The 25,595-nt window shown below is 68.6% G+C and carries 28 protein-coding genes; 14 read left to right on the top strand and 14 right to left on the bottom strand.

What is annotated here, in order from left to right:
• Window positions 1-41: 41 nt before the first annotated feature.
• The 3 genes from KNO15_RS08725 to KNO15_RS08735 all read left to right on the top strand — a co-directional run bounded on the left by KNO15_RS08725 (window position 42) and on the right by KNO15_RS08735 (window position 3,326).
• Window positions 42-965 (top strand): DMT family transporter, encoded by a 924-nt coding sequence (locus KNO15_RS08725; RefSeq protein ID WP_241703182.1) that lies wholly within the window; start codon window positions 42-44, stop codon window positions 963-965.
• A gap of 120 nt (window positions 966-1,085) precedes the next feature.
• The gene (locus KNO15_RS08730; protein WP_241703183.1) at window positions 1,086-2,273 is read left to right on the top strand and encodes a MarP family serine protease; all 1,188 of its coding nucleotides are present in this window, start codon (window positions 1,086-1,088) and stop codon (window positions 2,271-2,273) included.
• Between the two features lie 33 nt (window positions 2,274-2,306).
• Window positions 2,307-3,326, top strand: a complete 1,020-nt coding sequence (locus tag KNO15_RS08735; RefSeq protein ID WP_241703184.1) for an NADPH:quinone reductase — start codon at window positions 2,307-2,309, stop codon at window positions 3,324-3,326.
• Here KNO15_RS08735 and KNO15_RS08740 read toward each other — a convergent pair.
• On the bottom strand, window positions 3,310-4,611 hold the full coding sequence (locus KNO15_RS08740) for an MFS transporter (RefSeq protein WP_241703185.1): 1,302 nt from the start codon (window positions 4,609-4,611) through the stop codon (window positions 3,310-3,312). The two genes, KNO15_RS08735 and KNO15_RS08740, sit on opposite strands and share 17 nt — an antisense overlap.
• 90 nt (window positions 4,612-4,701) lie before the next feature.
• On the opposite strand from KNO15_RS08740, the gene KNO15_RS08745 reads away from it, so the two are divergent.
• From KNO15_RS08745 to KNO15_RS08765, 5 genes are read left to right on the top strand one after another with little or no spacing between them, the layout of a single operon-like run.
• Window positions 4,702-5,304: a TetR/AcrR family transcriptional regulator gene (locus KNO15_RS08745; protein WP_241703186.1), complete on the top strand. Its 603-nt coding sequence runs from the start codon at window positions 4,702-4,704 to the stop codon at window positions 5,302-5,304.
• Window positions 5,305-5,313: 9 nt separating this feature from the next.
• Entirely contained in the window at window positions 5,314-6,054 is a 741-nt protein-coding gene (locus KNO15_RS08750) for an AzlC family ABC transporter permease (RefSeq protein ID WP_241703187.1), read from the top strand.
• Window positions 6,051-6,356, top strand: coding sequence for an AzlD domain-containing protein (locus KNO15_RS08755; protein WP_241703188.1), 306 nt, complete (start codon window positions 6,051-6,053; stop codon window positions 6,354-6,356). Before KNO15_RS08750 ends, KNO15_RS08755 begins: the two co-directional genes overlap by 4 nt.
• A 50-nt stretch (window positions 6,357-6,406) precedes the next feature.
• On the top strand, window positions 6,407-6,811 hold the full coding sequence (locus KNO15_RS23325; RefSeq protein WP_241703190.1) for a hypothetical protein: 405 nt from the start codon (window positions 6,407-6,409) through the stop codon (window positions 6,809-6,811).
• Window positions 6,808-7,317: a DUF6328 family protein gene (locus tag KNO15_RS08765; protein WP_241703192.1), complete on the top strand. Its 510-nt coding sequence runs from the start codon at window positions 6,808-6,810 to the stop codon at window positions 7,315-7,317. The genes KNO15_RS23325 and KNO15_RS08765 overlap by 4 nt, the downstream gene beginning before the upstream one ends.
• Here the strand turns inward: KNO15_RS08765 and KNO15_RS08770 are convergent.
• Entirely contained in the window at window positions 7,289-7,957 is a 669-nt protein-coding gene (locus KNO15_RS08770) for a GntR family transcriptional regulator (RefSeq protein WP_241703194.1), read from the bottom strand. The genes KNO15_RS08765 and KNO15_RS08770 overlap by 29 nt on opposite strands.
• Window positions 7,958-8,081: 124 nt before the next feature.
• Between KNO15_RS08770 and KNO15_RS08775 the strand changes: the two genes are divergently transcribed.
• Window positions 8,082-8,732 (top strand): GntR family transcriptional regulator, encoded by a 651-nt coding sequence (locus tag KNO15_RS08775; protein WP_241703196.1) that lies wholly within the window; start codon window positions 8,082-8,084, stop codon window positions 8,730-8,732.
• A gap of 164 nt (window positions 8,733-8,896) precedes the next feature.
• Here the strand turns inward: KNO15_RS08775 and KNO15_RS08780 are convergent, their stop codons facing one another.
• The 7 genes from KNO15_RS08780 to KNO15_RS08810 all read right to left on the bottom strand — a co-directional run bounded on the left by KNO15_RS08780 (window position 8,897) and on the right by KNO15_RS08810 (window position 18,580).
• Window positions 8,897-9,988 carry a substrate-binding domain-containing protein gene (locus tag KNO15_RS08780; RefSeq protein WP_241703198.1) on the bottom strand — a complete coding sequence of 364 codons (1,092 nt, stop codon included), beginning with the start codon at window positions 9,986-9,988 and terminating at the stop codon, window positions 8,897-8,899.
• A 52-nt stretch (window positions 9,989-10,040) separates the two neighbouring features.
• Complete coding sequence (gene mmsB / locus KNO15_RS08785; protein WP_241703200.1) at window positions 10,041-11,390, bottom strand: multiple monosaccharide ABC transporter permease; 1,350 nt, start codon at window positions 11,388-11,390, stop codon at window positions 10,041-10,043.
• A complete protein-coding gene (gene mmsA / locus KNO15_RS08790; protein WP_241703202.1) occupies window positions 11,390-12,952 on the bottom strand; it encodes a multiple monosaccharide ABC transporter ATP-binding protein in 1,563 nt (520 codons plus the stop codon). Before mmsA (KNO15_RS08790) ends, mmsB (KNO15_RS08785) begins: the two co-directional genes overlap by 1 nt.
• Window positions 12,953-13,176: 224 nt before the next feature.
• Window positions 13,177-14,268, bottom strand: coding sequence for a substrate-binding domain-containing protein (locus KNO15_RS08795; protein ID WP_241703204.1), 1,092 nt, complete (start codon window positions 14,266-14,268; stop codon window positions 13,177-13,179).
• Window positions 14,269-14,317: 49 nt separating this feature from the next.
• Window positions 14,318-15,664 carry a multiple monosaccharide ABC transporter permease gene (gene mmsB / locus KNO15_RS08800; protein ID WP_241703205.1) on the bottom strand — a complete coding sequence of 449 codons (1,347 nt, stop codon included), beginning with the start codon at window positions 15,662-15,664 and terminating at the stop codon, window positions 14,318-14,320.
• The gene (gene mmsA / locus KNO15_RS08805; RefSeq protein WP_241703207.1) at window positions 15,661-17,211 is read right to left on the bottom strand and encodes a multiple monosaccharide ABC transporter ATP-binding protein; all 1,551 of its coding nucleotides are present in this window, start codon (window positions 17,209-17,211) and stop codon (window positions 15,661-15,663) included. The genes mmsB (KNO15_RS08800) and mmsA (KNO15_RS08805) overlap by 4 nt, the downstream gene beginning before the upstream one ends.
• 178 nt (window positions 17,212-17,389) lie before the next feature.
• A complete protein-coding gene (locus tag KNO15_RS08810) occupies window positions 17,390-18,580 on the bottom strand; it encodes an ROK family transcriptional regulator (RefSeq protein WP_241703208.1) in 1,191 nt (396 codons plus the stop codon).
• Window positions 18,581-18,705: 125 nt separating this feature from the next.
• Here KNO15_RS08810 and KNO15_RS08815 point away from each other — a divergent pair, with 125 nt between their 5' ends.
• The 4 genes from KNO15_RS08815 to KNO15_RS08830 all read left to right on the top strand — a co-directional run bounded on the left by KNO15_RS08815 (window position 18,706) and on the right by KNO15_RS08830 (window position 21,008).
• Complete coding sequence (locus tag KNO15_RS08815) at window positions 18,706-19,521, top strand: shikimate 5-dehydrogenase (RefSeq protein ID WP_241703210.1); 816 nt, start codon at window positions 18,706-18,708, stop codon at window positions 19,519-19,521.
• Window positions 19,522-19,615: 94 nt separating this feature from the next.
• Entirely contained in the window at window positions 19,616-20,029 is a 414-nt protein-coding gene (locus KNO15_RS08820; RefSeq protein WP_241703212.1) for a MerR family DNA-binding transcriptional regulator, read from the top strand.
• A 141-nt stretch (window positions 20,030-20,170) separates the two neighbouring features.
• Entirely contained in the window at window positions 20,171-20,392 is a 222-nt protein-coding gene (locus tag KNO15_RS08825) for a hypothetical protein (RefSeq protein ID WP_241703214.1), read from the top strand.
• Between the two features lie 52 nt (window positions 20,393-20,444).
• A complete protein-coding gene (locus tag KNO15_RS08830) occupies window positions 20,445-21,008 on the top strand; it encodes a dihydrofolate reductase family protein (RefSeq protein WP_241703216.1) in 564 nt (187 codons plus the stop codon).
• Here KNO15_RS08830 and KNO15_RS08835 read toward each other — a convergent pair.
• Genes KNO15_RS08835 through KNO15_RS08855 form a run of 5 tightly spaced genes read right to left on the bottom strand, consistent with a single transcriptional unit; the run spans window position 20,989 to window position 24,216 of the window.
• Window positions 20,989-21,552 (bottom strand): hypothetical protein, encoded by a 564-nt coding sequence (locus KNO15_RS08835; protein WP_241703218.1) that lies wholly within the window; start codon window positions 21,550-21,552, stop codon window positions 20,989-20,991. The genes KNO15_RS08830 and KNO15_RS08835 overlap by 20 nt on opposite strands.
• Window positions 21,553-21,561: 9 nt before the next feature.
• Entirely contained in the window at window positions 21,562-21,999 is a 438-nt protein-coding gene (locus KNO15_RS08840) for a MarR family winged helix-turn-helix transcriptional regulator (protein ID WP_241703220.1), read from the bottom strand.
• The gene (locus KNO15_RS08845) at window positions 21,996-22,343 is read right to left on the bottom strand and encodes a VOC family protein (protein WP_241703221.1); all 348 of its coding nucleotides are present in this window, start codon (window positions 22,341-22,343) and stop codon (window positions 21,996-21,998) included. The genes KNO15_RS08840 and KNO15_RS08845 overlap by 4 nt, the downstream gene beginning before the upstream one ends.
• A gap of 32 nt (window positions 22,344-22,375) precedes the next feature.
• Window positions 22,376-23,779: an MFS transporter gene (locus KNO15_RS08850; protein ID WP_241703223.1), complete on the bottom strand. Its 1,404-nt coding sequence runs from the start codon at window positions 23,777-23,779 to the stop codon at window positions 22,376-22,378.
• Window positions 23,776-24,216 (bottom strand): MarR family winged helix-turn-helix transcriptional regulator, encoded by a 441-nt coding sequence (locus tag KNO15_RS08855; RefSeq protein WP_241703225.1) that lies wholly within the window; start codon window positions 24,214-24,216, stop codon window positions 23,776-23,778. The genes KNO15_RS08850 and KNO15_RS08855 overlap by 4 nt, the downstream gene beginning before the upstream one ends.
• Window positions 24,217-24,286: 70 nt before the next feature.
• Here KNO15_RS08855 and KNO15_RS08860 point away from each other — a divergent pair, with 70 nt between their 5' ends.
• Window positions 24,287-25,570, top strand: a complete 1,284-nt coding sequence (locus tag KNO15_RS08860) for an APC family permease (protein WP_241703227.1) — start codon at window positions 24,287-24,289, stop codon at window positions 25,568-25,570.
• Window positions 25,571-25,595: the final 25 nt, after the last annotated feature.

Raw genomic sequence — 25,595 nt, forward strand, 5'->3', positions numbered from 1 at the left:
AGTAAATGGACTTTTCGAATGCGTGCGCCCAGGGTGGACTCATGAGCTCGGCAGGCATCGCACGCGTCCGTATCGTCACCGCAGGCATGCTGGTCGTCGTGCTGTGGGCCAGCGCCTTCCCGGCCATCCGCGCCGCAGCTCCCGCGCTCGGGCCGCTCGGCCTGGCGCTCGTGCGCACGGCGGTCGCCTGCCTCGCCCTGCTCGTCGTCGCACCGTTCGCCGGTGTGCGCCTCCCCGCCGGTCGCGACCTCCCGCTCATCGCGGCCTGCGGGGTGATCGGGATGGCGGCTTACCAGGTGCTCCTGACCGCCGGCGAGCTGACCGTTCCCGCGGGCACCGCGAGCCTCATCGTCGCCGCCGCTCCCCTCGTGAGCGTGGCCATCGCCGCCGGTGCCTTCGGCGAGCGCCTCACCCCGCTCAAGCTCATCGGCAGCGGTGTCGCGCTCGGCGGCGTCGCCATCGTCTCGGTCGCACGGTCGGGCCTCACGCTGAGCGCAGCGGTGTGGCTGGTGCTGGCGGCGATGGTCGTCCAGGGCGTCTATCACCCGTTGACCAAGCCCCTTCTCCGCCGCTACTCGGGGCTGGAGGTCGCCACGTATGCGATGGTCGCAGGGCTCATCCCGCTGCTGGCCGCACTGCCGTGGTCGCTCCCTGCACTGGCGTCCGCCGGTCCGGAGGCCTGGCTCGGGGCGGCCTACCTCGGAGTGCTGCCCTCCGCCGCCGGATTCGTGCTCTGGGGCTACGCGGTGGCGCGCCTGCCGATGGCCACCGCGACGTCCCTGCTCTACCTCGTGTCGCCGGTCGCCGTGGGGATCGCGGCGGTCTGGCTCGGGGAGGTCCCGCAGCCCGCCGAACTGCTCGGCGGCGCCGTCGTGATCGCCGGTGTCGCGGTGATCGGCTTCAGCCCCGCGCGCCGCAGGACTCCGCCGCGCGCGATGGCGGCCTCCGTCTCCCGCCCACGCTGATCGGGCGGAGCGCGGAGGGCGGAGGGCGGAGGGCGGACCTGAAGGACCTGGAGGAGAACCACCGCCGACGTGCACCCCCACCCCAGCCCGCGCCCAGCCTGGTGGGGCAGGGTGAGTCGCGTGGAGATCGTGGTCGACGTCGTGCTGCTGGTGCTCGCCGTTCTCGCGGTGGCCGCAGGCTGGAGCAACGGCGCCATCCGTGCCGCCGGCGCGCTGATCGGCCTCGGCGTCGGCCTGGCCCTCGGCCTTCTGCTCGCACCGATGGTCGTCAATTGGATGGCTTCCTCCGGGCTCACCGGGGTCAGCCAGCGATCCATCGTGGCCGCCGTCGTCCTGCTGGTCTGTGCTGCCGTGGTCTACGCGCTCGCCACCGCCGCCGCTTCGGTGATCGGCAAGGTGCTGCGTCGCGGGCCGATCCGCTGGGTCGACTCCCTGATCGGTGCAGCGCTCGGCTTCGTCACCTGGGCCGTCGTGGTCTGGCTGGTCGCCGGGTTCGCGATGGCGACCAGCCTCGCGACCGTCGTTCAGGCCGCCGACTCGTCCCGGGTCGTCTCCACTCTGAACGGAATCGCGCCGCTCCCCTCCTCGACCGTGCTCGGCGCGGTCGACGACGCCCTCGCGGGTGCGGGCCTCCCCAAGGTGTTCGAGGGCGGGGAGTCGATCAAGAGCATCGGAGCGCCCGACTCGACCGTGCCGGCCGGGGTGGCGAATTCGCAGCAGTCCGTCGTGACGGTGCTGGCCTCGAAGCCCGCCTGCGGTGTGGACTCCGAAGGCAGCGGTTGGGTGGTGCAGCGCGGCCGCGTCGTCACGAACGCACACGTCGTGGCCGGCGCATCGTCGATCGTCGTTCGGGAGTCCGGCGGCACCACCGTCGACCGTGCGACGCTCGTCGCGTTCGACCCCGAGCGCGACCTCGCGGTGCTCGACGTCACTGATCTGAGCGCACCGGCGCTCGACATCGGGCAGGATCTCGGCGCCGGCGACCAGGCGTACGCGGCCGGCTACCCCGGAGACGGCCCCTTCACGGTCACTCCGCAGCGCGTCCGCGACCAGCTCACCGCCCGCGGCACCGACATCTACCAGAGCGGAACCGTCGAGCGGCAGATCTACTCGCTCCGCGGTTCCATCCGCCCCGGCAATTCCGGCGGCCCACTGCTCGATCAGAGCGGCGATGTCGTCGGCGTCGTCTTCGCGCGCTCGACGGTCGACCCGGACACCGGATACGCGCTCACGCTCGAAGAGCTGCGTCCGGTGCTCGGCTCGGTCGGCCCGACGCCGATCAGCTCGGGAGCCTGCTCCGCGGGCTGACGAGTGCGCCTCCCACGTGGTTGGCTTGGACGCATGAAGGCTGTCAGCTATTCGTCCACCGGTGATTCCGACGTCCTCACGCTCGGCGAGCGCCCCGAGCCGCACGCCGGCGAAGGCCAGGTGCGCGTGCGCATCCACGTCTCCGGCGTCAATCCGACCGACTGGAAGTCGCGGCAGGGCTCCGGCCCCACCGAGCTCCCCCGTCCGCAGGTGCCGAACCAAGACGGCGCCGGCGTCGTGGACGAGGTCGGGCCAGGGGTGTCCGGCCTGGCGCCGGGCGACCGGGTGTGGGTGTGGGACGCCGCCTACCAGCGACCGGACGGCACCGCACAGGAGCTGGTCGTCCTCCCGCGCGACCAGGTCGTCGCGCTTCCGGACGATGTCGGCTTCGATGTCGGAGCGTCGCTCGGCATCCCGGCCCTGACGGCCCATCGGGCGCTCACGTCGTCCGAGTCGGCGCCGCTCGAGCTGGCGCCCGGCACCCTCGAGGGTCTCACCGTCCTGGTCGCGGGCGGCGCGGGCGCCGTCGGTCACGCCGCGATCCAGCTGGCCGTCTGGGCGGGGGCGACGGTCATCGCCACCGTGAGCAGCCACGAGAAGGCCGAGCTCGCCCGGGCTGCCGGCGCACATCACGTCGTCGACTATCGCGAGCCGGACACGGCGGAGGCCATCGGCGCGCTGGCGCCTCGCGGAGTCGACATCGTGGTGGAGGTGAACGTGAGCGCGAACGCCGAACTCGACACGAGGATCGCGGGCCGCAACGCGACGATCGCGAGCTATGCGGACGCCCCCGGGTCGGCCGAGGTGACGATCCCGATCCGCCCGTCGATGCAGAAGAACCTGCGCTGGCAGTTCCTGCTGACCTACACGGTGTCACCCGAGGCGAAGGCGGCCGCCGTGCGCGCCGTCGCCGCGGCCGCAGCGGCTGGAGCCCTTCCCGTCGGAGCGGAGCACGGCCTCCCCATCACGCGCTTCCCGCTCGAGCAGACGGCCGCCGCCCACGACGCCGTGAAGAACGGCATCGTGGGAAAGGTGCTCATCGACCTGACGTGATCGGTTCCGCGAGCCGGGTGGAGCGGGCGAGCCGCACGATCTGAACCACCATCGCGACCGCCGCGGCCACGGCGATCGCGGCCGTGTACCCCAGCGCGGTCGGCAGGAGTCCGACCGCGCCGATCAGCTCCCCGGCTGCGAGCGCGGGGATGCCGTAGGCCAGATAGCTCACGAGGAACACTCCGGCGAACAGCTCGGCACGCTGGTCGTTGGGGGCGAGCGGTGCGATGATCCGCAACATCGCCGAGAACCCGGCGCCGAATCCCGCGCCGGCGACGACGGCACCGGCGAACAGCACGGCGAGGATCCCGCCCGCGATCCCGACCGCGGCGAGCGCCACCCCGACCATGATGGCCGCCATCGACCACACCGTGGTCGTGCGGGCAGGGGCCCGGGTGAGCAACAGACCCGCCACGGCGCCGACCGCAGGGGGAACGGCCACGATCGCACCGTTCAGAATCCCCGAGTCGAGGTGGAAGACACCGTGCAGGATCGAGGGCGAGAGCCCGATGAACAGGCCGGCGAGCATCCACGTCGCGACGAACAGCGGGAGGGCCGCAACGAACTCGCTGCGCGCGGCCGGCGGGATGAAGAGGCGGGGTGTGAGCGACCGCAGTGCACCGGGCCGCGGCGCGACGGTCTCGGGCGACGCGGCGACCACGACGATGCCGGCCGCGAACAGCAGGGCGAGCGTCACGAAGACGAGGGTGGTCGGCTGGGCGCTGAACTGAACCGCGAGCCCGGTGAAGAACGCCCCGAGCGCGATGCCGCCGACCGGGGCGGTGGATCCGATGGTCGCCCCGAGCCTCTTCTGGCGCTCGGGCGCGAGCTCGACGAGTGCAGCGGTGAAGGTGCTCATCGCCGCACCGGTCGCGACGCCCTGTACGGAACGCGCGGCGATGATCGCGCCGATGTCCCTCGAGAACAGGAACATGAGCATCGCAGCGGCCTGGAGGGCGAGTGCGCCGATCAGCACCGGACGCCGGCCGACGTGGTCGGAGAGCGAGCCGGCGACCAGCAGTGTGATCAGCAGCGTGACGGCGTAGATCGCGAATGCGACGGTGAGCAGCCACGACGGGAATCCCCACTCCTGCTGGTAGAGCACGAAGAGCGGGCTGGGAGCGCCGACGGCGAGAGCGACGGCAACGAACGCCAGAGCGGTGCCCGTGAAGGCGGCGGCCGGGCGGAGCCGGGCCGACCGTAGGCGACCCGTGCGGGCCTGCGGCCGGGCGACGGCGATTCCACCTGTCGCGACGGTCGGGCAGGCGTCTCCTGCAGTGGACATCGGGGCCTCCTAAAAGCAAATTGAGTTGCTTTAATGGACTATAAAGCGCGATCTGTCAAAAAGCAACAAGATTTGCTTTAAGCTATTCCCATGTCTACGACCACACCGTCGAAGCGGACGGGCGGACGCAGCGCCGCGGTCATCCACAGCGTGCGCACCGCCGTCGAGGAGCTCGTCAAAGAGAAGGGCAGCGAGCGCGTCACGGTGCCGATGATCGCCGAACGCGCCGGCGTCAACCCGACCAGCATCTACCGCCGCTGGGGCGACCTCCCCACGCTGCTCAACGACATCGCCACCTACCATCTCGACCCGGATCGCCCACTCGCCGAGCGCGGCGATCTTCGCGACGACCTCACCGACTGGGCGGGCGGCATCGTCACCCACTTCCGCAAGCCGGTCAACGCCGCCCTCCTCCGCGGTGGCGCCGGAGCGGCGGGAGAGCGCACGTCGGACTGCCTTCGCAACCGGCGCACCGAGGCGACGCAACTGCTGGCACGGCACCCCGAGACCGCCGTCACCGAAGACGACGTCATGGACGTGGTGATCGCACCGATCATCAACCGCGTCATTTTCCAGCCGTGGACACTCGGCGACACCACGGCAGACGACATGGTGGCACGGCTGTTCCGGGCGGGAGCAGGCACGGCCGACGAGAGCCCCGCCCGACGTGCGGAGTCGGGAGATACGCCCTAGTCTCGACAGATGTCCCGGCCTCGTACAGTCCAGGAGCGCGCTGCCGCCCGCTCCGGCTGGGCCGTCGGGATCGCGACGGCGCTCTACGGCATCTCCTTCGGCGCGCTCGCGACCGCGTCCGGACTCGATGTCTGGCAGACCTGCGTCCTCAGCCTGGTGATGTTCAGCGGCGGGTCCCAGTTCGCGCTCATCGGCGTCCTCGCCTCCGGCGGCGTCTCGGCGGGAGGCACGGCGATCGCCGGCGCTGCCCTCCTCGGCATCCGCAACTCGTTCTACGCGCTGCGCCTGTCGCGCATCATCGGCCCCGGATTCTGGAGGCGCACGGCCGCGACCCAGCTCACGATCGATGAATCGACGGCGGTCGCCACCGCCCAGGCGGAACCGCGCGCGCAGCGCATCGGCTTCTGGGTCACCGGCCTCGTCGTGTACGTCGGGTGGAACCTCATGACGCTCGCCGGCGCTCTGCTCGGCAACCTGATCGGTGACGTCAAAGCGTACGGCCTGGACGCGGCCGCCGCCGCCGCGTTCCTCGGACTCCTCTGGCCGAGGCTCCGCGCCCGCCAGACCCAGGCCGTCGCCGTCGCGGCCGGGTTCGTCGCGACGCTGCTGACCCCGTTCCTCATGCCGGGGCTCCCGGTCCTCGCCGCCGCAGTTGTCGCGATCGTCTTCGGCGCGCTCAACCTCTTCGGCAAGCGCGACGCCGGTCGGCACCCCGATCCCATCCCGATGGAACGGGAGGTAGAGCCGTGACGACCTGGAACATCATCCTGCTCGCATCCATCGCCGTGCTCGCGCTCAAGGCCGCGGGCTGGCTGGTCCCGCCCAAGGCACTCGACCATCCGACGATCGCCCGCACGAGCGACCTGCTCACGGCGGCGCTGCTCGCCGCGCTGATCTGCGTGCAGACCTTCGGTGTGGGCCAGTCGCTCCAGCTGGACGCCCGGCTCCCCGCCCTCGCGATCGCCGCGGGTCTCTACGCCTTGCGCGTCCCCTTCATCATCGTGGTCCCGGCGGCGGCCGCCGTCGCCGCCCTGATCCGTCTCCTGACCTGAGCGCGTCCCGCCGGCGGGGCGGTGTCGGCGGCTCTCCCTAACGTTCTGACGTGAGCGCATCCTGGCACCCGGTGGCGAACGCGCAGCCCATGGAGTGGCTGCTCAGCCAGGGCGCCCTCGGCACGCCGTATGCCGTCGTCCGGCGCTTCGCCTTCGGCGACGCCAACCGCCCCGACATCTGGTTTCGAGTCGTCACCTGGGCTCCGCGATCGGACGGCAGGGAGCTGATCGGCTGGTGCCGCACCCTGGAGGCCGCCGCGGCCGTCGCCTGGGATCACCGCTGTGCGGCGGAATCCTGGCGCCACCACATGGCCAAGCGGCGTTCCGACTCGGCCACGATGGCTGCGCAGCGTCCCAGTGCAGCCGAGTTGGTGCGCTTCTATCGTGCGGCGCTCGCAGCGCAGGGAGCGCGCGCATTGCGTCCCCCGCCTCCGAGGACGACCATGGGGCGGTGAGCGATACCTCCGGTCGCGACGACATCGATCCCGCCGACGGTCGTCCGGAATCCGAAGAGCAGCGGGCGGACCGCAACTGGGGCGAGATCCTCCAGGAGGTGCGCGTGACGCAGACCGGCACCCAGCTCATCAGCGGCTTCCTGCTCGCCATCGCGTTTCAGCAGCGCTTCGGCTCGCTCTCCCCGCCGCAAGTGGGCTTCTACCTCGTCCTCGTCGTGCTCGCCGCCGGCTGCACCGCCCTCGGCCTCGCACCGGTCGCCCTGCACCGCCAGTTGTTCCGACACCACGAGAAGGTCCGGACGGTGGCCATCGCCAACCGGCTGCTGCGCATCACGGTCGGCCTGATCGCCCTGCTGACCTCGGGAGTCGTCGCGTTCATCTTCGACGTGACGCTCGGCCTGGTCGCCGCTCTCGTGGCCGGCAGTGCACTGCTCGTCGTGCTCGCGCTCCTTCTGCTCGTCTTTCCGGCGCGTGTGCTCAGCCGGCTCCGCCGACACTCGGCATGAGCGTCGCGGCGAGATCGCGGAGCATCTGCTCCATCACCTCGATCGCCGACTCATCGGAGGCCGCGAGGGCACGGGTGAGCGCGAGGACACGGTCGCGTGAGGCAGCGGCGGCGCCGACCTCGGAGAGCGCGACATAGCGGATGAACCGCGGCAGCAGTGTCTCGATCGTCTCCGCGAGGACGCGGTCGAGGATGCCGTCGAGGAACGCGCTGGTGGTGCGCTGAAGAGCGTCGATCGGCGAGAACGCCGACTCCCGCTCGAGCCGTTCCGCGATCACCGTCAGCTCGAGTTCGGTGTCGACGTCGAGGTCGTCGAGCGATCGACGGATCGCCGCGGGGAGCAGCAGCCCCAGCACTCCGATCACGCTGCCGGTCTCGGCTCTGTCCATCGGCGCGACCAGCGTGTACCGGTTCGGCGCGGTGTGGATGAGGCCGACTTGGGAGAGTCGGCTCATCGCCTCCCGCACCGGTGTGCGCGAGACGCGCAGGGCTTCGGTGAGCTCGGCGTCCTTGAGTCGTTCGCCCGGAGCCAGGTCGCCGGCGACGATGCCGGCCAGAAGGATCGCATAGACATCGTTGCGGAGGAGGCGCCTGTCAGCCGCGAGCGAGGGGAACCGCGCGCGGAGTTCTTCGAGTGTCATAGAGGCTCGTTTCCTGAACTCAGTGTTTGATCTGGTATATTTATAGTTTAGCAAGAGGAATCTGATCCCGGCAAACCGATCGTTCCACCCCACCCCGATCCTTCCCCCGAGGAGCCCGAAGACCATGCCGATGCCCACCGATCACGTCGCTCGAATCTCGTTGTCCGACGAGGCGTATGTCCGAATCGAGGCCGCCATCATGGATGGCACGCTCGAGCCCGGCGAGCGACTCCGCGACTCCGACCTCGTCGAATGGCTCGGGATCTCGCGCACCCCCATCCGCCACGCACTCGACCGGCTCGCCGAGCAGGGCCTCGTCGAGATGGAGCGCAACCGCTTCACCCGCGTCGCCGCCTTCGACATCGTCGGCGTCCTCGAGTCCGTGCAGGTCGCCGGCGATCTCTGGGCCGGCGCCGCTCTGCGCGGCGTCTCGTCGTGGGAGGACGACGACGATGATCTCATCAGCGACATCCTGACCGAGCTCGTGGAGGCTGCGACCAACGACGACACCGTGCGCTTCATCACGATCTTCGAGCACCTCGTCGTCGCCTTCGCGCGGATCGAGGGCAACAACGTCCGCATTCGGACGCTCGGCAACGTCCTTCCCCAGGTGCGTCGGCTCGGTCGCAAGCTGCACGGGCGACTCGACCCGCTCGTGGTGTCCCGCTTCACCCGCGAGCTGCGCGAGGCCACGACCAGGCGAGATGGTCGCGCCGCCGTCACCGTCATCAACGACTATGTGACTCGGATCGGAGATGTCCTCTCCGTCCTCTGACCCTCCGTGACACCACGGGTGTCGATATCCGTGACAGCCCGGATGCCCTCCCCCTCCCCTGCGGTCTACCGTGGAGACACGCTCGGCCACGGGGAAATGTCCAGGGGGGACAGCGAGAAGGCCGGTCCCGATGGGACCGGCCTTCTGTGTCGTTCGGCTGCCGACTACTTGGTCAGCGGCTCCAGGGTCGGGTCATTGGCGTACGCCTCCGCCGCGTTCTCCTTGGTGACGATGACCGGCTTCAGCAGGAAGGCCGGGACGATCTTCACACCGTTGTCGTACGACTTGTCGTCGTTCGTGGCCGGCTTCTTGCCCTGCTGCAGGTCCTTGACCATGTCGATGGCCTGCTTGACCAGGTTGCGGGTGTCCTTGTTGATGGTCGAGTACTGCTCGCCCGCCATGATGGACTTGACCGACTCGGCCTCGGAGTCCTGACCGGTGACGATCGGGACCGGCTTGCCCGCGCCCTTCACCGAGGTGATGATCGCGCGCGCCAGGGTGTCGTTCGGCGAGAGGACGCCGTCGAGCTCGGTCGAGCCGTAGCTGCCCGCGAGCAGGGTGTCCATGCGGTTCTGCGCGTTCAGCGGCAGCCAGCCCTGGGTCGCGGTCGCCTTGATGTCGGTCTGCTTGGAGACGACCGTCAGCGTGCCGTCGTCGATCTTCGGCTGGAGGACCTTCATGGCGCCGTCGAAGAAGACCTTCGAGTTGGCGTCGTCGGGCGAGCCCGAGAACAGCTCGATGTTGTACTTGGTCTTGCCCGGGTACTTGGCCTTCATGCCGTCGAGGAGGGCCTGGCCCTGGAGCTCGCCGACCTTCTCGTTGTCGTACGCGACGTAGTAGTCGACGTCCTTCGAGTTGAGGATCAGGCGGTCGTACGCGATCACCGTGGCACCGGCGTCGTGCGCGGCCTGGGCCTGCGCGGTCAGCTGGCCGCCGTCGACGGCGCCGATGATGATGACCTTGGCGCCGTTGGTGATCATCGACTGGATCTGCGACTGCTGGTCCGAGACGCCGGAGCCACCGGCGTACTGCACGTCACCCTTGAAGCCGGCCGCCTTCAGGCCGTCGGTGAACAGACCGCCGGCGAGCACCCAGTTCTCCGACGTCTTGGTCGGGAGGGCGACGCCGATCGTCGCGTCCTTGGCGAAGCCGGACGCCGTCGAGCTTCCGCTGGAGCCGTCGCGGCTCGAGCAGCCCGACAGGGCGAGCGCGGCGGCAGCTGCGACAGCCACTGTCGCGAGTGCGAATTTGCGCATTGCGTTCTCTTTCTGTGGTTGGGATGGTGCAGGTTTCGGGAGGTGGTGCACGTCAGGAGGTGAGGGAGCGGGAGGAGTCCTCGGCCGGGTCGGCGGTGGGCACGACAGCGGGCTGCTCGGCGCCTGCGGCATCCGCAGTGAGCTCCGAGCGGTTACGGCCGCCGAAGAGCCGCCCGATCAGCGATGGGCCGCCGCGCCGGTGGGAGTAGACGTCGATGCCGACCGCGATCAGCAGGACGAGGCCCTTGATGATCTGAACCTTGTCGCTGGTGACACCGAGCAGCTGGAGGCCGTTGTTGAGCACCGCGATGACCAGACCACCGACGATGGAACCGGCGACGGTGCCGATACCGCCGGAGACAGCTGCGCCACCGATGAACACGGCCGCGATCGCATCGAGCTCCCAGCCCAGACCGTCCTGCGGACCGGACGAGACCGAGCGGGCGACGGCGATCATGCCGGCCAGCGCGGCGAGCACCGACATGTTCATCATCACGTAGAAGTTGACGCGCTTGATCTTCACGCCGGACAGCTCCGCCGCGTGCGAGTTGCCACCGACCGCGTAGATGTGCCGACCGAAGATGGTGTTCCGCGTGATGAACGAATACAGGATCACCAAGACGCCGAGGATGATGCCCGACACCGGGAAGGAGGTCCCCACCCGGCCGCCCGCGAAGAGGAACGTGGCATAGACGACCACGGCGTCGAGCACGACGACCTTGAACACGCTCACCCACAGCGGCGCCTTGTCCGAGCCCATCTTCGTCTGGTTGCGGCGGGTCCGCACTTCGAGCAGGGCGATGACGACGGCGACGATCAGACCCAGCAGCAGAGTGGAGTTGTTGAATCCGGTGTCCGGGCCCCACTCGGGCAGGAAGCCGCCGCCGATGAAGGTGAAGTCGTCGGGGACCGGGATGGTGTTGGCATTGCCGATGAGCTGGTTGAGGCCGCGGAAGATCAGCATGCCGGCCAACGTGACGATGAACGCGGGGACTCCGACGTACGCGACCCACCAGCCCTGCCAGGCGCCGATGACCACACCGACGAGCAAGCCCAGCACGATGGCGACCGGCCACGGGAAGTGCCATTCCGTCATGGACTTCGCGACGATGATGCCGACTAGGGCCGCCACCGATCCGACCGAGAGGTCGATGTGGCCGGCGATGATCACCATCACCATGCCGATCGCCAGCACGAGCACGTAGACGTTCTGGTTGACCAGGTTGATCAGGTTCACCGACTCGAGCGTCTTGCCGCCGGTCAGGATCTCGAACAGCACGATGATGACGACGAGGGCGCCCAGGATGCCGAACTGTCGCCCAGTGGACTGGCCTCCGCCGAACATCTTGCCGAGGTCGCGGATCCCTCCGGACTTCTTCTTCTCTGCGATCTGAGTGGTCATTATCGGGAACTACCCTTCGTGGCGGGGCTCTTCTTGGCGGAGGTCATGCTCTTGAGGAGCGTTTCGGGGGTGGCTTCGCTGATGGGAAGCTCGTTGGTGATCTGGCCCTCGAAGATCGTGTAGATGCGGTCCGAGATGCCGAGGAGCTCCGGCAGCTCGGAGGAGATGACGATGACGCCCTTCCCCTGGGCCGCGAGGGCCTGGATGATGCCGTAGATCTCGTACTTGGCGCCGACGTCGATGCCGCGGGTCGGCTCGTCGAGGATGAGGATGTCGGGATCGGTGAACATCCACTTGGCCAGCACGACCTTCTGCTGGTTGCCGCCCGAGAGAGTGCTGACGCCACGGTCGACATCGGGCGTCTTGATGCGGAGGCTCGTGCGGTACTCCTCCGCGACCGCGTACTCCTTCTGGTCGTTCACGACCCCGCGCTTGGCGATCTTCTTCAGCTTCGCCGCTACGATCGACTGCTTGATGTCGTCGAGGAGGTTCAGCCCGAGCACCTTCCGGTCCTCGCTCACGTAGGCCAAGCCGTTGTCGATGGCCTCGGAGACGTTGCGGACCTGGATCTGCTTGCCGTCTTTGTAGATCTCGCCCGAGACGAAGGTGCCGTACGACCGGCCGAACACGCTCATGGCGAGCTCGGTGCGTCCGGCGCCCATCAGGCCGGCGAACCCGACGATCTCGCCCCGGCGGACGGTGAAACTCGAGTTCTTGACCACGAGCCGGTCGGGGATCTGCGGGTGCTGGACGACCCAGTCGCGCACCTCGAAGAAGACCTCGCCGATCTCGGGCGTGCGCTCGGGGAACCGGCTCTCGAGGGTCCGGCCCACCATCCCGCGGATGATGCGGTCCTCGTCCACCCCGTCGCCCTTGACGTTGAGCGTCTCGATCGCACGTCCGTCGCGGATGATCGTGATCTCGTCGGAGACCTTCTCGATCTCGTTGAGCTTGTGGCTGATGATGATGGAACTGACGCCCTTGTGCTTCAGCCCGACGATCAGGTCGAGGAGGTGGGCCGACTCCGCTTCGTTGAGTGCGGCGGTGGGCTCATCGAGGATCAACAGCTTCACGTCTTTGTTCAGCGCCTTGGCGATCTCCACCAACTGCTGCTTGCCCACGCCGATGTTCTTGATCTGGGTGTCGGGGTCGTCGCTCAGGCCGACGCGAGCGAGCAGCTCGACGGCGCGACGCTTGGCGTCCCCCCAGTTGATGACGCCTCCGCGGCCGGGTTCGTTGCCGAGGAAGATGTTCTCGGTGATCGAGAGTTCCGGGATCAGCGCGAGCTCCTGGTGGATGATCACGATGCCACGCTGCTCGGACGACTTGATGTCCTTGAAGCGCATGACCTCGCCCTGGTAGACGATGTCTCCGCTATAGGTCCCGTAGGGATAGACGCCGGACAGGACCTTCATCAGCGTGGACTTGCCCGCGCCGTTCTCGCCGCAGATCGCGTGGATCTCGTTCGCGTGAACGGTGAGGGAGACGTCCTCGAGCGCCTTCACGCCCGGGAACTCTTTCGTGATGGCGCGCATCTGCAGGATGACTGCGTTCGACGGCATCGTCGCTCCTTGGTGTGATGTACATGGTGGTCTGGTGCGTGCGCGAGGTTCGAGTTGCGCCTAAGTAGTAAACGCTAAATTCAGTCTTGGCGTCAAATAGTGAAGACAACGGATGGATAACAGTCGGGCAGACCGCACGGTACACCGAGGGCGGGCAGTGGCCCACCGGAGACGGAAGAAGGCCGGTCCCGAGCGGGACCGGCCTTGACTGCCGCGTGGTTCGACTACCTGGTGAGGGGCGCCAGGAGCGGGTCGTTGGCGTACGCTTCGGCAGCGTTCTCCCTGGTCACGATGAGCGGCGTCAACAGATAGGCAGGGACGATCCGGGCTCCGTTGTCGTACGACGTGTCGTCGTTGATCTCGGGCTTCTTGCCCTGTTGGAGGTCCTTCACCATCGCGATCGCCTGGTCGACGAGCTTGCGGGTGTCCTTGTTGATGGTCGAGAACTGCTCGCCCGCCATAATCGACTTGACCGATTGCGCTTCAGAGTCCTGGCCGGTGACGACAGGGATCGGCTTGCCCGTGCTGCGCACCGAGGTGATGATTCCCCGGGCGAGGGTGTCGTTCGGCGAAAGCACGCCGTGGAGCTCGGTGGAGCTGTAGTTGGCCGCGAGCAGGGTGTCCATCCGGTTCTGCGCATTCTGGCCCGACCAGCCCTGCGTCGCCGTGGCCTTGATGTCGGTCTGACCGGAGACGACACGGACGGTGCCGTCGTCGATCTTCGGCTGCAGGATCTTCATGGCGCCCCGCCAGAAGACCTTGGAGTTCGCGTCGTCGGGCGACCCGGAGAACAGCTCGATGTTCCAGGGCTTCACGCCGGGGAACCGCTTGGCCAGGCCGTCCAGCAGGGACTGCCCCTGCAGCTCTCCGACCTTCTCGTTGTCATACGCGACGTAGTAGTCCACGTACTTCGAGTTGATGATGAGGCGGTCGTAGGCGATGACGACGGCGCCGGCGTCGTGCGCGGCCTTGGTCTGCGCCGTCAGCTGGCCCCCGTCGACCGAGCCGATGATGATGACCTTCGCCCCCTTGGTGATCATCGACTGGATCTGCGACTGCTGATCCGCGACCAGGCTGGTGCCTCCCGCATATTGCACGTCGCCCGTGAATCCGGCCTTCTTGAGCCCGTCCGTGAACAGGCCGCCCGCGAGGACGAAGTTCTCGGACGTCTTGCTCGGGAGGGCGACGCCGATCGTCGCGTCCGTGGCGAAGCCGGCCTCCGTCGATGTGGAAGTGCCGGTTCTGGTGGAGCAGCCCGACAGGGCGAGCGTTGCGGCGGCGGCGATGGCCACCGTCGTGAGTGCGAGTTTGCGCATTCTGCAGTTCCTTCTGGTGTGCGGTGCGTCGTCGTGGACGGCGCAGGAATCAGGTGGTCAGTGACCGGGAGGAGTCCTCGGCGGCCTCTGAATCGGGAACGATGGCGGGCTGCTCGGCCGGAGCGGCAGCTGCTGCCCCGGTTCGGCGACCTCCGCCCAGCAGTCGTCCGATCAAGGAGGGGCCGCCGCGGCGGTGCGAGTAGACGTCGATGCCGACCGCGATCAGCAGGACGAGGCCCTTGATGATCTGAACCTTGTCGCTGGTGACACCGAGCAGCTGGAGGCCGTTGTTCAGCACCGCGATAACCAGACCACCGACGATGGAACCGGCGACGGTGCCGATACCGCCGGAGACGGCCGCGCCACCGATGAACACCGCGGCGATCGCATCGAGCTCCCAGCCCAGACCGTCCTGCGGACCCGAGGAGACCGAGCGCGCGACAGCGATCATGCCGGCCAGCGCGGCGAGCACCGACATGTTCATCATGACGAAGAAGTTGACGCGCTTGATCTTCACGCCCGAAAGCTCCGCCGCGTGCGCATTGCCGCCGACCGCATAGATATGCCGACCGAAGATCGTGCTGCGGGTCACGAACGAGTACAGGATGATCAGCGCGCCGAGGATGATGCCGGAGACCGGAAACGACGTGCCGACGCGGCCGCCGCCGAACAGCAGTGTCGCGTAGATGACGACCGCGCCGAGCACGAGCACCTTGAACACACTCACCCACAGCGGGGCCTTCTCCGCACCCGTCGCGGCCTGGTTGCGACGCGCGCGGACCTCGAGCAGAGCGATCGCCACCGCGACCACCAACCCGAGCACCAGGGTGGAGTTGTTGTAGCCCGTGTCGGGGCCCCACTCGGGCAGGAAGCCGCCGCCGATGAAGGTGAAGTCGTCGGGGACCGGGATGGTGTTGGCATTGCCGATGAGCTGGTTGAGGCCGCGGAAGATCAGCATGCCGGCCAACGTGACGATGAACGCGGGGACTCCGACGTACGCGACCCACCAGCCCTGCCAGGCGCCGATGACCACACCGACGAGCAGGCCCAGCAGGATCGCCAGGGGCCAGGGCAGCTCCCATTCGGTCATCGAGGTGGCCACGATGATGCCCACGACGGCGGCGACCGATCCGACCGAGAGGTCGATGTGCCCGGCGATGATCACCATCACCATCCCGATCGCCAGGATCAGCACGTAAGCGTTCTGGTTGACCAGGTTGATCAGATTGACCGGGTCGAGCGTCTTGCCGCCGGTGAGGACCTGGAACAGCAGGACGATGACGACGAGGGCGCCCAGGATGCCGAACTGTCGCCCCGTCGACTGGCCTCCGCCGAACATCATTCCGAGATCGCGGATCCCTCCGGAACGCTTCGTGGCGGGTTTCTGTGTCGTCATTGGCTCGCTGCCTTCTTCTCGGCGGATGTCATGCTTTTCAGGAGCGTCTCGGGAGTGGCCTCCGCGCGCGGAAGCTCGTTGGTGATCTGGCCCTCGAAGATCGTGTAGATGCGATCGGAGATCCCCAACAGCTCCGGCAGCTCGGAGGAGATGACGATGACGCCCTTCCCCTGCGCGGCCAGCTGCTGGATGATCCCGTAGATCTCGTACTTGGCGCCGACGTCGATGCCGCGGGTCGGCTCGTCGAGGATGAGGATGTCGGGATCGGTGAACATCCACTTGGCCAGCACGACCTTCTGCTGATTGCCGCCCGAGAGCGTACCGACGCCGCGATCCACGTCCGGGCTCTTGATCCGCAGGCTCGTGCGGTACTGCTCGGCGACCGTGTACTCCGCGCGATCATCGACGACGCCGTGCGCTGCGATCTTCTTCAGCTTCGCCGCGACGATCGACTGCTTGATGTCGTCGAGGAGGTTCAGGCCGAGCACCTTGCGGTCCTCCGAGACGTACGCGAGGCCGTTGTCGATCGCCTCAGAGACGTTGCGCACCCGGATCCGGCGTCCGTCCTTGTACAACTCACCCGAGACGAAGGTGCCGTACGACCGCCCGAACACGCTCATCGCGAGCTCGGTGCGCCCCGCGCCCATCAACCCGGCGAACCCCACGATCTCGCCCCGGCGGACGGTGAAACTCGAATTCTTCGCCACGAGCCGGTCAGGGATCTGCGGGTGCTGGACGATCCAGTCGCGCACCTCGAACAGGACCTCGCCGATGTTCGGGGTGTACTCCGGGAACCGGCTCTCGAGCGTGCGCCCGACCATCCCGCGGATGATGCGGTCTTCGTCGACGCCGTCGCCTTCGACGTTGAGCGTCTCGATGGACCGGCCGTCGCGGATGATCGTGATCTCGTCGGCCACGCGTTCGATCTCATTGAGCTTGTGGCTGATGATGATGGAACTGACGCCCTTGTGCTTCAGGCCCACGATCAGATCGAGCAGATGCTCGGACTCCGCTTCGTTGAGTGCGGCGGTGGGCTCGTCGAGGATCAGGAGCTTGACGTCCTTGTTCAGCGCCTTGGCGATCTCCACCAGCTGCTGCTTGCCCACGCCGATGTTCTTGATCTGCGTGCCAGGGTCGTCGGCGAGCCCCACACGCGCGAGGAGTTCTGTCGCGCGCCTCTTCGCCGCACTCCAGTCGATGACACCTGCGCGGCCCGGCTCGTTGCCGAGGAAGATGTTCTCGGTGATCGAGAGTTCCGGGATCAGCGCCAGTTCTTGATGGATGATCACGATGCCGCGCTGCTCCGACGACTTGATGTCCTTGAAACGCATGACCTCGCCCTGGAAGACGATGTCTCCCGAGTACGACCCGAAGGGGTACACCCCGGACAGGACTTTCATCAGCGTCGATTTGCCCGCCCCGTTCTCTCCGCAGATCGCGTGGATCTCGTTCGCACGGACGGTGAGGGAGACGTCCTCGAGCGCCTTCACGCCCGGGAACTCTTTCGTGATGGCGCGCATCTGCAGAATGACTGCGTTCGACGGCATCGTCGCTCCTTGATCGTGATCGGGCTGAATACTGGTGTGCGTGATCGCGCCATGCGGCGGACGCGATGTCAATGTTACCGGCAAATATCGATGCTTACATATCGATGGAGAGAGCCGCGACGACCGTCGCCCACCTGTCGGCGGGCTGGCGAGCCGCGAGACCGGTGGGAGCGGTGCTCTACTCGTTGCCGGCGAGCGCGCCCTGGATGACCAGGGCCGCAGCACCGAGCGATTCCGCGCGGTCGCCGAGCGACGAGATGCGCACAGCGGTCGTGTCGGCGATCACGGGGATGGCGTTGTGCTGGATTCCGCGCCGGATCGGATCCAGGAGCGCATCGCCGAGCCCGACCAGCGGTCCGCCGATCAGCACCAGCTCGGGATTGATGACGTTGGCGATGTTGCCGATCGCCTGGCCGATCGCGATCCCGGCATCGCTCACCACGCGGAGGACCGCGGGGTCGCGGTCCCGTCCGCGTTGCAGGATGTCCGCTGTGCTCACCGGCGCGTTCACCCGGTGTCCGAGCGTCTCGATCATCACGGTGGTCGACGCGATCGTCTCCAGGCAGCCCCGGTTGCCGCAGCGGCAGATCACGCCCTGGTCGGTGACGGGGGTGTGTCCGAGCTCGCCCGTGATTCCGAGGAAGCCGTAGTACGGCTGGCCGTTGAGGATCAGGCCGGCGCCGATGCCGGTGCCGATCTTGACGAAGATCAGGTTGCGCACCCCGCGATTCGCACCCCAAGTCACCTCTGCGAGCGCGCCGAGGTTCGCGTCGTTGTCCACGACGACCGGGAACCGGAACACGTCCTCGAGGTCACGGAGCCGCACGCCGACCCATTCCGGGAGGATGGCGCCCTGCAGCACGGTCCCGGTGCGCCGGTCGATCGGCCCAGGGATGCCGACCCCGACGGAGAGCACCGACTGCCGGTCGTGGGCTCCCGCGAGGAGCATGCGATCGAGGAGCTCAGCGGCCTCCCTGACGGCCCCCGACACGTCGTAGCCGAGCGGCAGCGGCACCTCCTCCTCGGCGATCACCTCGTACCCGAGGGTGCAGAGCACGATCCTCACGTGCCGACGACCGAAGTCCACGCCGACGGCGATGTCCCCGGTGTCCGTGAGCTGCACCAGCAACGCACGCCGCCCGCTGGACGTCACCGGCGAGGTCGCGACGACCCCCTTCATCGCCATGTCGCGGACGATGTTGGAGACAGTGGCGGTGGACAGCCCCGTCCCGCGCGCCAGCTCTGCCTGGGTCGACGGGCCGTTGGCGAGCAGGAACTCGACGAGCCGCTCCTGATTCAAGTGCCTGAGCGCACCCTGTGACCCGGGATTGCGTGCGCCACGCAGGGGAAGACCCGGAGTGGCGGTCATAGCGATAAGCGTGGATGATCACTGAGTTGTAGTCAAGTTGTGAACGTAACGGTTGGGCGCGTATTGCTTCGAGTGCGTTCAGGGTCACCCCTCCCACCGTCTGCGCCCGCTGTCACAATGGACCCATGCCCATCCTGAACAAGGACATGCAGGTCTGCATCTCCCTCTCCGGCCGACCCAGCAACCTCGGGACGCGATTCCACAACTTCCTCTACGACGAACTCGGGCTGAACTTCGTCTACAAGGCGTTCACGACGGACGACCTGGAGGGCGCGGTGCGCGGCATCCGGGCGCTCGGTCTCCGTGGGTGCTCGGTGTCGATGCCGTTCAAGGAGGCGATCATCCCGCTCGTCGACAACCTGGAGCCGTCTGCTCTGGCGATCGAGTCGGTCAACACCGTGGTGAACGAAGACGGCCTGCTCACGGCCTCCAACACCGACTACGAAGCGGTGGCCCAGCTCCTCGACGAACACGCGGTCGACCCGACATCGCGCGTGGTCGTGCGCGGGTCCGGCGGCATGGCCAAGGCCGTGGTCGCAGCCTTCCGCGGGGCGGGTTTCGACGACCTGACGGTGCTCGCCCGCAACGAGCGGGCCGGGTCGACCCTGGCGGACAAGTACGGCTACGCCTGGGCCGCGCACGATCCCGAGCCCGATTTCGACGTGATCGTGAACGTGACACCGCTCGGCATGCGCGGGGCCGAGGAGGACGCCCTGGCGTTCGGCGGGGCTTTCGTGCATCGCGCATCGGTGGTCTTCGACGTGGTCGCCTTCCCGGCGGAGACGCCGCTGATCGCGGCCGGCCGGGCGGCGGGCAAGCGACTCATCACCGGCGCCGAGGTCGTCGCGCTCCAGGCCGCGCGCCAGTTCGAGCGCTATACCGGCGTCGCGCTGACTCCCGAGCAGGTCGCCAGGGCGTCGGCGTTCTCTCGCGCCGAGTAGGGCGCCTCCATCGGATTTCTTGACCCTGCCCCCCGGGTCAGGGTTTACGCTGGCGGCGGAGCGGCATGATCGTGCCGCCGTGGAGGTTCGTCCGATGCAGATCAGCGAGCTGGCCGATCGGGCCGGCGTGACGGTGAAGGCCGTGCGCTACTACGAGCGCCTCGGACTGCTCGCACCGCACCGGCTGGCCAACGGGTACCGGGACTATGACGACGGCCAGTTGCGTGCTGCACGGGAGATCCGCGAACTCGCCGCCGTCGGCATCCCGCCGAGCAAAGCGGCACCGTTCATCGCCTGTCTCGGATCCGGCCATGCCCGCAGTGACGAGTGCCCCGCCTCCGTGGTCGCGTACACCGACGGGATCGCCGAGTTGGACGCCGCGATCGCGGCACTCGAAGCGCGTCGTGAGCAGCTCGCACGCCGACTCGCGTCGGCGACCGACGTGGTGCCGCCGTCGCCCGATCAGGGCACGGGGTGCACCGTGATCGACTCGCTCCTCGCACGCTGAGTCCCCCCGCGGTCCCCCCTCGCCGGGCGGCGGTGTCATCCCTGGGGATGACCAGGTCCCGCCCACCGGCCGATGCCCCGAGTCCGCATCCCGGCTTGACTGGATGTCGTGGCCGAGGGGAAGGCCACGGAGGGGAACGAGATGACCACGCTGGAGCACCGCCACCACGGGGAACTGACACGAGCGCGGGGGGCGCTCGCGTCGGTGGCGGAGAACGCCTATCTCAGGCTGTTCGCGACACTGGTCGTCCTCGCGGCCGGCGCCGCAGTCCTCGCCATCATGATCGGCTTCACGTTCGACATCGTCGTGCCGCTGATCTTCGGCGACGAGCTGCGTGCGCTGGCTGCGCTCCTCCCCCACTAGGCAGGCGCGCCCACCCCTGTTCCGCCGACCCGCCGAGGCCTAGAGTCGCGGCATGTCTCTCGTGTTCTCCGCGATCGCTTCGCTCGACGGTTACACCGCCGACACCACCGGATCCTTTGATTGGGCAGCGCCCGACGACGAGGTCCACGCCACCGTCAACGCCCGCGAGCGCGGCGTCTCCACCTATCTCTACGGCCGTCGGATGTTCGAGACGATGCGCGTCTGGCAGGACATCGGCGCGGGCGACGAGCCGGCGGTGATGCGCGAGTACGCCGACATCTGGCGCGCCGCCGACAAAGTCGTTTTCTCGTCGACTCTGACCGGTGTGACCATCCCGCGCACGCGTGTGGAGTCCGCCTTCGACCCGGGAGCCGTGCGTGCTCTGGTCGACTCCGCGCCTGGTGACGTCTCCATCGGCGGCCCGACTCTGGCAGCGGAGGCGTTCCGCGCAGGGCTGGTCGACGAGGTCACCCTGCTCCTCGTCCCGGTCTCGGTCGGCGGCGGGACGCCGGCCCTGCCGACCGACCTGATGCTGCGACTGGAACTGCGGGAGGAGCATACCTTCGCCTCCGGCGTGGTGATGGTCCGCTACCGCGTCATCGCACCCGAAGCGTGACGCTCGGCCGGTCGAGCGCGACCTCCAGGTCGTGCAGGGTGACGCCGTGCTCGGCGAGGAGCGCGACCGGGTAGAAGAAGGCGTCGAGACCGGTTCCGGTGTCGGGGAGCTCGATGCCGTCGGCTTCGAACGGCAGCGGATGACCGGACGTGCGTGCGACCAGGTCGCCGTCGTCGCCCAGTTCGACGGAGACGGAACGAGTCGGTGCACCGCGTTCGAGGAAGGCCCAGCTCATCGCCGGAAGCCGCACGTCGATCGTGGCGCGGTAGACGTCGCGCTGTTCGCTGAGCAGTCCGGCCGCCCAGCCCACGGTCTCGCTCGCGCCGTGTAGCAGCATCCACCCGTTCATCACGGACGTGAGGATCAGCAGCCCGGCACCTTCGCCGAGGTGCGGGTTCTCGCACCACGAGAACTGCTCGTCGAGGATCTCCGCCTCGAGCTCGGTCGCGAGTCCTCGCGCGGGCGCGGCGGGCAGGAAGATCCAGCTCCCGCTCGCGAACACGTCGACGAGCGAATCGCTCAGCACCGGGACGTCCTCGGACACGCGAAGATTCTACGGCGCGGGGCTGTCCAGTCGCTCCCGGAGGCGGCGAGCGAGCAGGACGGCGGCCTCCAGCTCACCTGCGTCCGCGACAGCCGCGGTCTGCTCGGCCCAGGCCGTGCGCCGTGGGCGGATCCCGTCGAGGACCTCCCGGCCCCGCTGAGTGAGCGCGACCAGCGGCGCGCGCGCGTCGGCGGGATCCGGCCGGCGGACCACCAACCCGGAGGCCTCCAGCTGTGCGACGGCTTCGGCAGCCGACTGCCTCCGCATCCCACGGCGACGGGCGATCGCCGCCACGCTCAGCGGACCGTGCGCCACCGCTCCGAGGGTGAGCCAGCGGGAGGACGTCAGGCCGTCGTGCGCCACGATGGCGTCGCCCGCGCGCGTGAAGGCGTCGGCGAGGCGGAAGACCTCGTCCACCAGCTCGGTGAGCCTGTCGCCGGCACTCACGCGCGCTCACCGAGGCAGACGATGTGACCGTCGCCGTCGCGGACGACCGCCATGCGCTCGCCCCACGGCTGCAGCTGCGGTGCGTCGACCACGACGCCTCCCGCACGGGTCCACGCGTCGACGACGGCGTCCAGCCGGTCGACGGCGAAGCCGATCGCCACCGCGCCGTCCGACGGCACGGCCTCCCGTTCGTGAAGCATCAGTTCGACGCCGTCGGTGCTCGTGAGCCACGCGAACCCCTCCGCCTCGCGGTCGACACGCAGGCCGAGGGCGTCGCGATAGAGAGGGAGGGCATCCGCGATGCGGGAGGAGGAGACGATGATGCGCTGGATGGTCGCGGTCATGAATCCCATGGTCGAGGATTGACAGGTGCCTGTCAATCCTCGAGTCCCGTCGCAAGCCGATCCACGCGGCGCAGCGACCGGTCGACGAGCGTGATCACGAGGAAGATCACCGCCGCTGCCAGCATGAACCACGCCAGGTCATGGAGCCCTGCGGTGTTCGCCGTCGTGTGGAAGAACGCGCCGGTCGCAGCGGAGGCGAGCATCGCCCCGAGGTACATGAACGTGCGCAGGAGCCCGGAGGTCGCGCCCATCTTCGTGGGGTCGGCCTGGTGGTAGAGCGTGTTCTGGATCGCCAGGTTGACGATGCCCTGCGGAACGCCGACCACGACGGCGATCAGCAGGAGCGCCCAGAGCGCGGCCTCCGGGCCGACGAAGAGCAGCAGCACCGCCATCACGACCTGCCCGAGTGCGCCGGCGATGAGCTTCCAGCGGATCTCGGGACGCCGCCCGAAGACCGCGGCCACGACGATGCCGACACCGAACGTCGGCAGCAGCACGAGACCGGCGAGAGCAGGCGAGAGACCCCGTCCACCCTCCAGCCACTGCGTGAAGCCGTAGAGATAGCAGTAGCTGACGGTCGCGGCGAGCACGGCTCGTGCGTACGTCACGAGGAGCGGCACGTTGCCCGCGAACACCCGCACGTCGATGAAGGGGTCGTCGGTGCGCAGCTCCCACAGCGCGAACCCCGCGCCGAAGACCGCGGCCAGCCCGAGCAGCCACAGCTGCGCGAGCTGAATGTCCATGAGGAAGAGCAGCAGGCTCACCAGGGTCGCAGCGAAGAGGGCGATGCCGAGGAGGTCCAGGCGTCCACGCGCCGGGCGGGCGGCTTCGAGAGCGGTGTGGCGAGGCAGGAAGAACAGCGTGAGCACGAGCGAGGCGAGCGCCAGCGGGATGTTGACCGCGAAGGTCGCCCGCCATCCACCGACCTGGATCAGGAGGCCGCCGAGGGTCGGCCCGACCACGGCGATCGTCTGCGTGGTCACCGAGAGCGCCGTCAGCACGCCGGCCGGGCTGCGCATCCCTGTGCGGGTCGCTTCGCTCCGGATCAGGTACATGGCGGCGGGATAGCCGGCACAGGTTCCGAAGCCGAGGATCACGCGCGCGATCACGAGCACGGCGATGTTCGGGGCGAAGACGCCGATCACGCCGGCCAGCCCGGTGAGGATCGCGCCGGCGATGGACAGCCGGCGCGGCCCGAACATGTCGACCAGTCGGCCGACGAGCGGCTGACCGATGGAGGTCGCGAGATAGAGGGAGGACACGAGCCAGGCCGTCTCGGACGCCGGCGCTCCGAGCGCCGTCGCGATCGGCACGAGGGCGACGGCGATGATCGACGAGTTGACCGGGTTCAGCACCGCGCCGACCATCATGGGCGCGAGCAGCCGACGGTCGAACCGGTCGGGCGGCCCCGGCTTGGCGGTGATCAGATCGATCACGCGCGCACCAGCTTCTCGATCAGCGCGGTCGCCGCGAGGATCGTCTGCCGTTCTTGCTCGGTCAGGCGCTCCTCCATCGCGTGTGCGAGCCACTCCCTTCGGGCGTCGAGGTTGCCGCTCTCGGCGCTGCGCCCCGCCTCGGTGAGCGCGACGAGCTGCCGCCTGCCGTCGGTCGGGTCGGGTGTCCGTGTTACGAGCCCGAGCTCCTCGAGCGAGGCGATCGTCGTCGCCATCGACTGCGGGCGCACCCCCTCCAGCTCGGCGAGCCGTGACGCCGTGCTGGCCTCCCCTTTGCCGATGCGCGCCAGGGCGGACGACTGCTGCGCACTGAGCCCCGCGGACTCGGTCGCGACCTCCCTCAAACGACGGCGGAGCCTCGCGAACGCGACCCGGAGGTCGAGAGCGGCACGAACGGAGGACGACGACGGATCAGTCATACCGACAGTCTAACTGTTCAGTTAAAACTGTGCAGTTGCAACTGTCCATTTCGCGTAACCCCGCATCGCTATGCTTGCGCCCGTGACCGCCTCCCCCGCCCCATCCCCTGGCGCGCTCGCGCGACGGCTGAACCTCGGCGATGCCGTCGTGATCGGCCTCGGCTCCATGATCGGCGCGGGGATCTTCGCCTCGTTCGCGCCTGCGGCGGCGGCCGCGGGTGCGGGCCTGCTGATCGGTCTCGTCGTCGCCGGATTCATCGCCTACTGCAACGCCACCTCCTCGGCGCAGCTCGCCGCGCAGTACCCGACCTCCGGCGGCACCTACGTCTACGGACGGGAACGCCTCGGCGAATGGCCGGGCTTCCTCGCCGGCTGGTCGTTCGTCGTCGGCAAGACCGCCAGTTCGGCCGCCATGGCGATCACCTTCGCGACCTACGCGGTGCCCGCCGCCTGGCTGAAGCCCGTGGCCATCCTCGCCGTCGTCGCCCTCACCGTCGTGAACACGCTCGGCATCACGCGGACCGCGCTCCTCACGCGCATCCTCGTCGCGATCTCTCTGATCGCCCTGACGGTCGCCATCGTCATCGGCTTCACGCACACCTCGGCGAGCGCCGCGCAACCGGGCACCGCCGTGACCGTCTACGGCGTGCTCCAGGCAGCGGGCTTCCTCTTCTTCGCTTTCGCCGGCTACGCGCGGGTGGCGACCATGGGCGAGGAGGTCGTCGATCCGGCCCGCACGATCCCCCGCGCCATCACCATCGCGCTCACCATCGCACTGCTGGTCTACGCCCTGGTCGCCGTCTCCGCCCTCCACGCGCTCGGCGCAGCCGGCCTCGCGGCGGCGCCGGCCCCGCTCAGCGACGTCGCGGCCACCACCGGAGCCGACTGGCCGGTACTGGTCGTGCGGATCGGTGCCGCCGCCGCCGCGCTCGGAGCCCTCCTCGCGATGATCGCGGGCATCGGCAGGACGAGCCTTGCGATGGCCCGCAATCGCGACCTCCCGTCGTGGTTCGCGGCCGTTCACCCGCGCTTCCACGTGCCGTACCGCGCGGAACTCGCGCTCGGCCTGCTCGTCTGCCTGCTCATCGCCGTGACCGACCTGCGCGGCGCGATCGGCTTCTCATCCTTCGGCGTTCTGCTCTACTACTTCATCGCGAACCTCTCCGCCTGGACGCAGGACCGGACGAACCGGCGGTATCCGCGCGCGCTGACGGTTGCCGGCGCGATCGGGTGCCTGGTGCTCGTGGCCACGCTGCCGCTCGGGTCGATCGTCGCGGGGGTCGTCGTGCTGGCGGTGGGGGTCGGGTACCGGGTGATCCGGTTGCGGGTGGGGCGGAGCTCCCAGGGCCGTTGAGAAACAAGGCGGGCGTCCCGTTTTG

Source organism: Leifsonia shinshuensis (assembly GCF_022606355.1).
GTDB lineage: Bacteria > Actinomycetota > Actinomycetes > Actinomycetales > Microbacteriaceae > Leifsonia > Leifsonia shinshuensis_B.

What these genes read in the sequence shown, in the direction of transcription:
- KNO15_RS08770 (WP_241703194.1), bottom strand. Translation starts at nt 7,957, where the DNA reads ATGACACTCGAAGAACTCCGCGCGCGGTTCCCCTCGCTCGCGGCTGAC.
- KNO15_RS08725 (WP_241703182.1), top strand. Translation starts at nt 42, where the DNA reads ATGAGCTCGGCAGGCATCGCACGCGTCCGTATCGTCACCGCAGGCATG.
- KNO15_RS08775 (WP_241703196.1), top strand. Translation starts at nt 8,082, where the DNA reads ATGCCGATGCCCACCGATCACGTCGCTCGAATCTCGTTGTCCGACGAG.
- KNO15_RS08845 (WP_241703221.1), bottom strand. Translation starts at nt 22,343, where the DNA reads ATGACCGCGACCATCCAGCGCATCATCGTCTCCTCCTCCCGCATCGCG.
- KNO15_RS08825 (WP_241703214.1), top strand. Translation starts at nt 20,171, where the DNA reads ATGACCACGCTGGAGCACCGCCACCACGGGGAACTGACACGAGCGCGG.
- KNO15_RS08815 (WP_241703210.1), top strand. Translation starts at nt 18,706, where the DNA reads ATGCCCATCCTGAACAAGGACATGCAGGTCTGCATCTCCCTCTCCGGC.
- KNO15_RS08810 (WP_241703208.1), bottom strand. Translation starts at nt 18,580, where the DNA reads ATGACCGCCACTCCGGGTCTTCCCCTGCGTGGCGCACGCAATCCCGGG.
- KNO15_RS08780 (WP_241703198.1), bottom strand. Translation starts at nt 9,988, where the DNA reads ATGCGCAAATTCGCACTCGCGACAGTGGCTGTCGCAGCTGCCGCCGCG.
- KNO15_RS08830 (WP_241703216.1), top strand. Translation starts at nt 20,445, where the DNA reads ATGTCTCTCGTGTTCTCCGCGATCGCTTCGCTCGACGGTTACACCGCC.
- KNO15_RS08735 (WP_241703184.1), top strand. Translation starts at nt 2,307, where the DNA reads ATGAAGGCTGTCAGCTATTCGTCCACCGGTGATTCCGACGTCCTCACG.
- mmsB (WP_241703200.1), bottom strand. Translation starts at nt 11,390, where the DNA reads ATGACCACTCAGATCGCAGAGAAGAAGAAGTCCGGAGGGATCCGCGAC.
- KNO15_RS08795 (WP_241703204.1), bottom strand. Translation starts at nt 14,268, where the DNA reads ATGCGCAAACTCGCACTCACGACGGTGGCCATCGCCGCCGCCGCAACG.
- KNO15_RS08745 (WP_241703186.1), top strand. Translation starts at nt 4,702, where the DNA reads ATGTCTACGACCACACCGTCGAAGCGGACGGGCGGACGCAGCGCCGCG.
- KNO15_RS08820 (WP_241703212.1), top strand. Translation starts at nt 19,616, where the DNA reads ATGCAGATCAGCGAGCTGGCCGATCGGGCCGGCGTGACGGTGAAGGCC.
- mmsA (WP_241703202.1), bottom strand. Translation starts at nt 12,952, where the DNA reads ATGCCGTCGAACGCAGTCATCCTGCAGATGCGCGCCATCACGAAAGAG.
- KNO15_RS08740 (WP_241703185.1), bottom strand. Translation starts at nt 4,611, where the DNA reads ATGTCCACTGCAGGAGACGCCTGCCCGACCGTCGCGACAGGTGGAATC.
- KNO15_RS08750 (WP_241703187.1), top strand. Translation starts at nt 5,314, where the DNA reads ATGTCCCGGCCTCGTACAGTCCAGGAGCGCGCTGCCGCCCGCTCCGGC.
- KNO15_RS08860 (WP_241703227.1), top strand. Translation starts at nt 24,287, where the DNA reads ATGCTTGCGCCCGTGACCGCCTCCCCCGCCCCATCCCCTGGCGCGCTC.
- mmsB (WP_241703205.1), bottom strand. Translation starts at nt 15,664, where the DNA reads ATGACGACACAGAAACCCGCCACGAAGCGTTCCGGAGGGATCCGCGAT.
- KNO15_RS08855 (WP_241703225.1), bottom strand. Translation starts at nt 24,216, where the DNA reads ATGACTGATCCGTCGTCGTCCTCCGTTCGTGCCGCTCTCGACCTCCGG.
- mmsA (WP_241703207.1), bottom strand. Translation starts at nt 17,211, where the DNA reads ATGCCGTCGAACGCAGTCATTCTGCAGATGCGCGCCATCACGAAAGAG.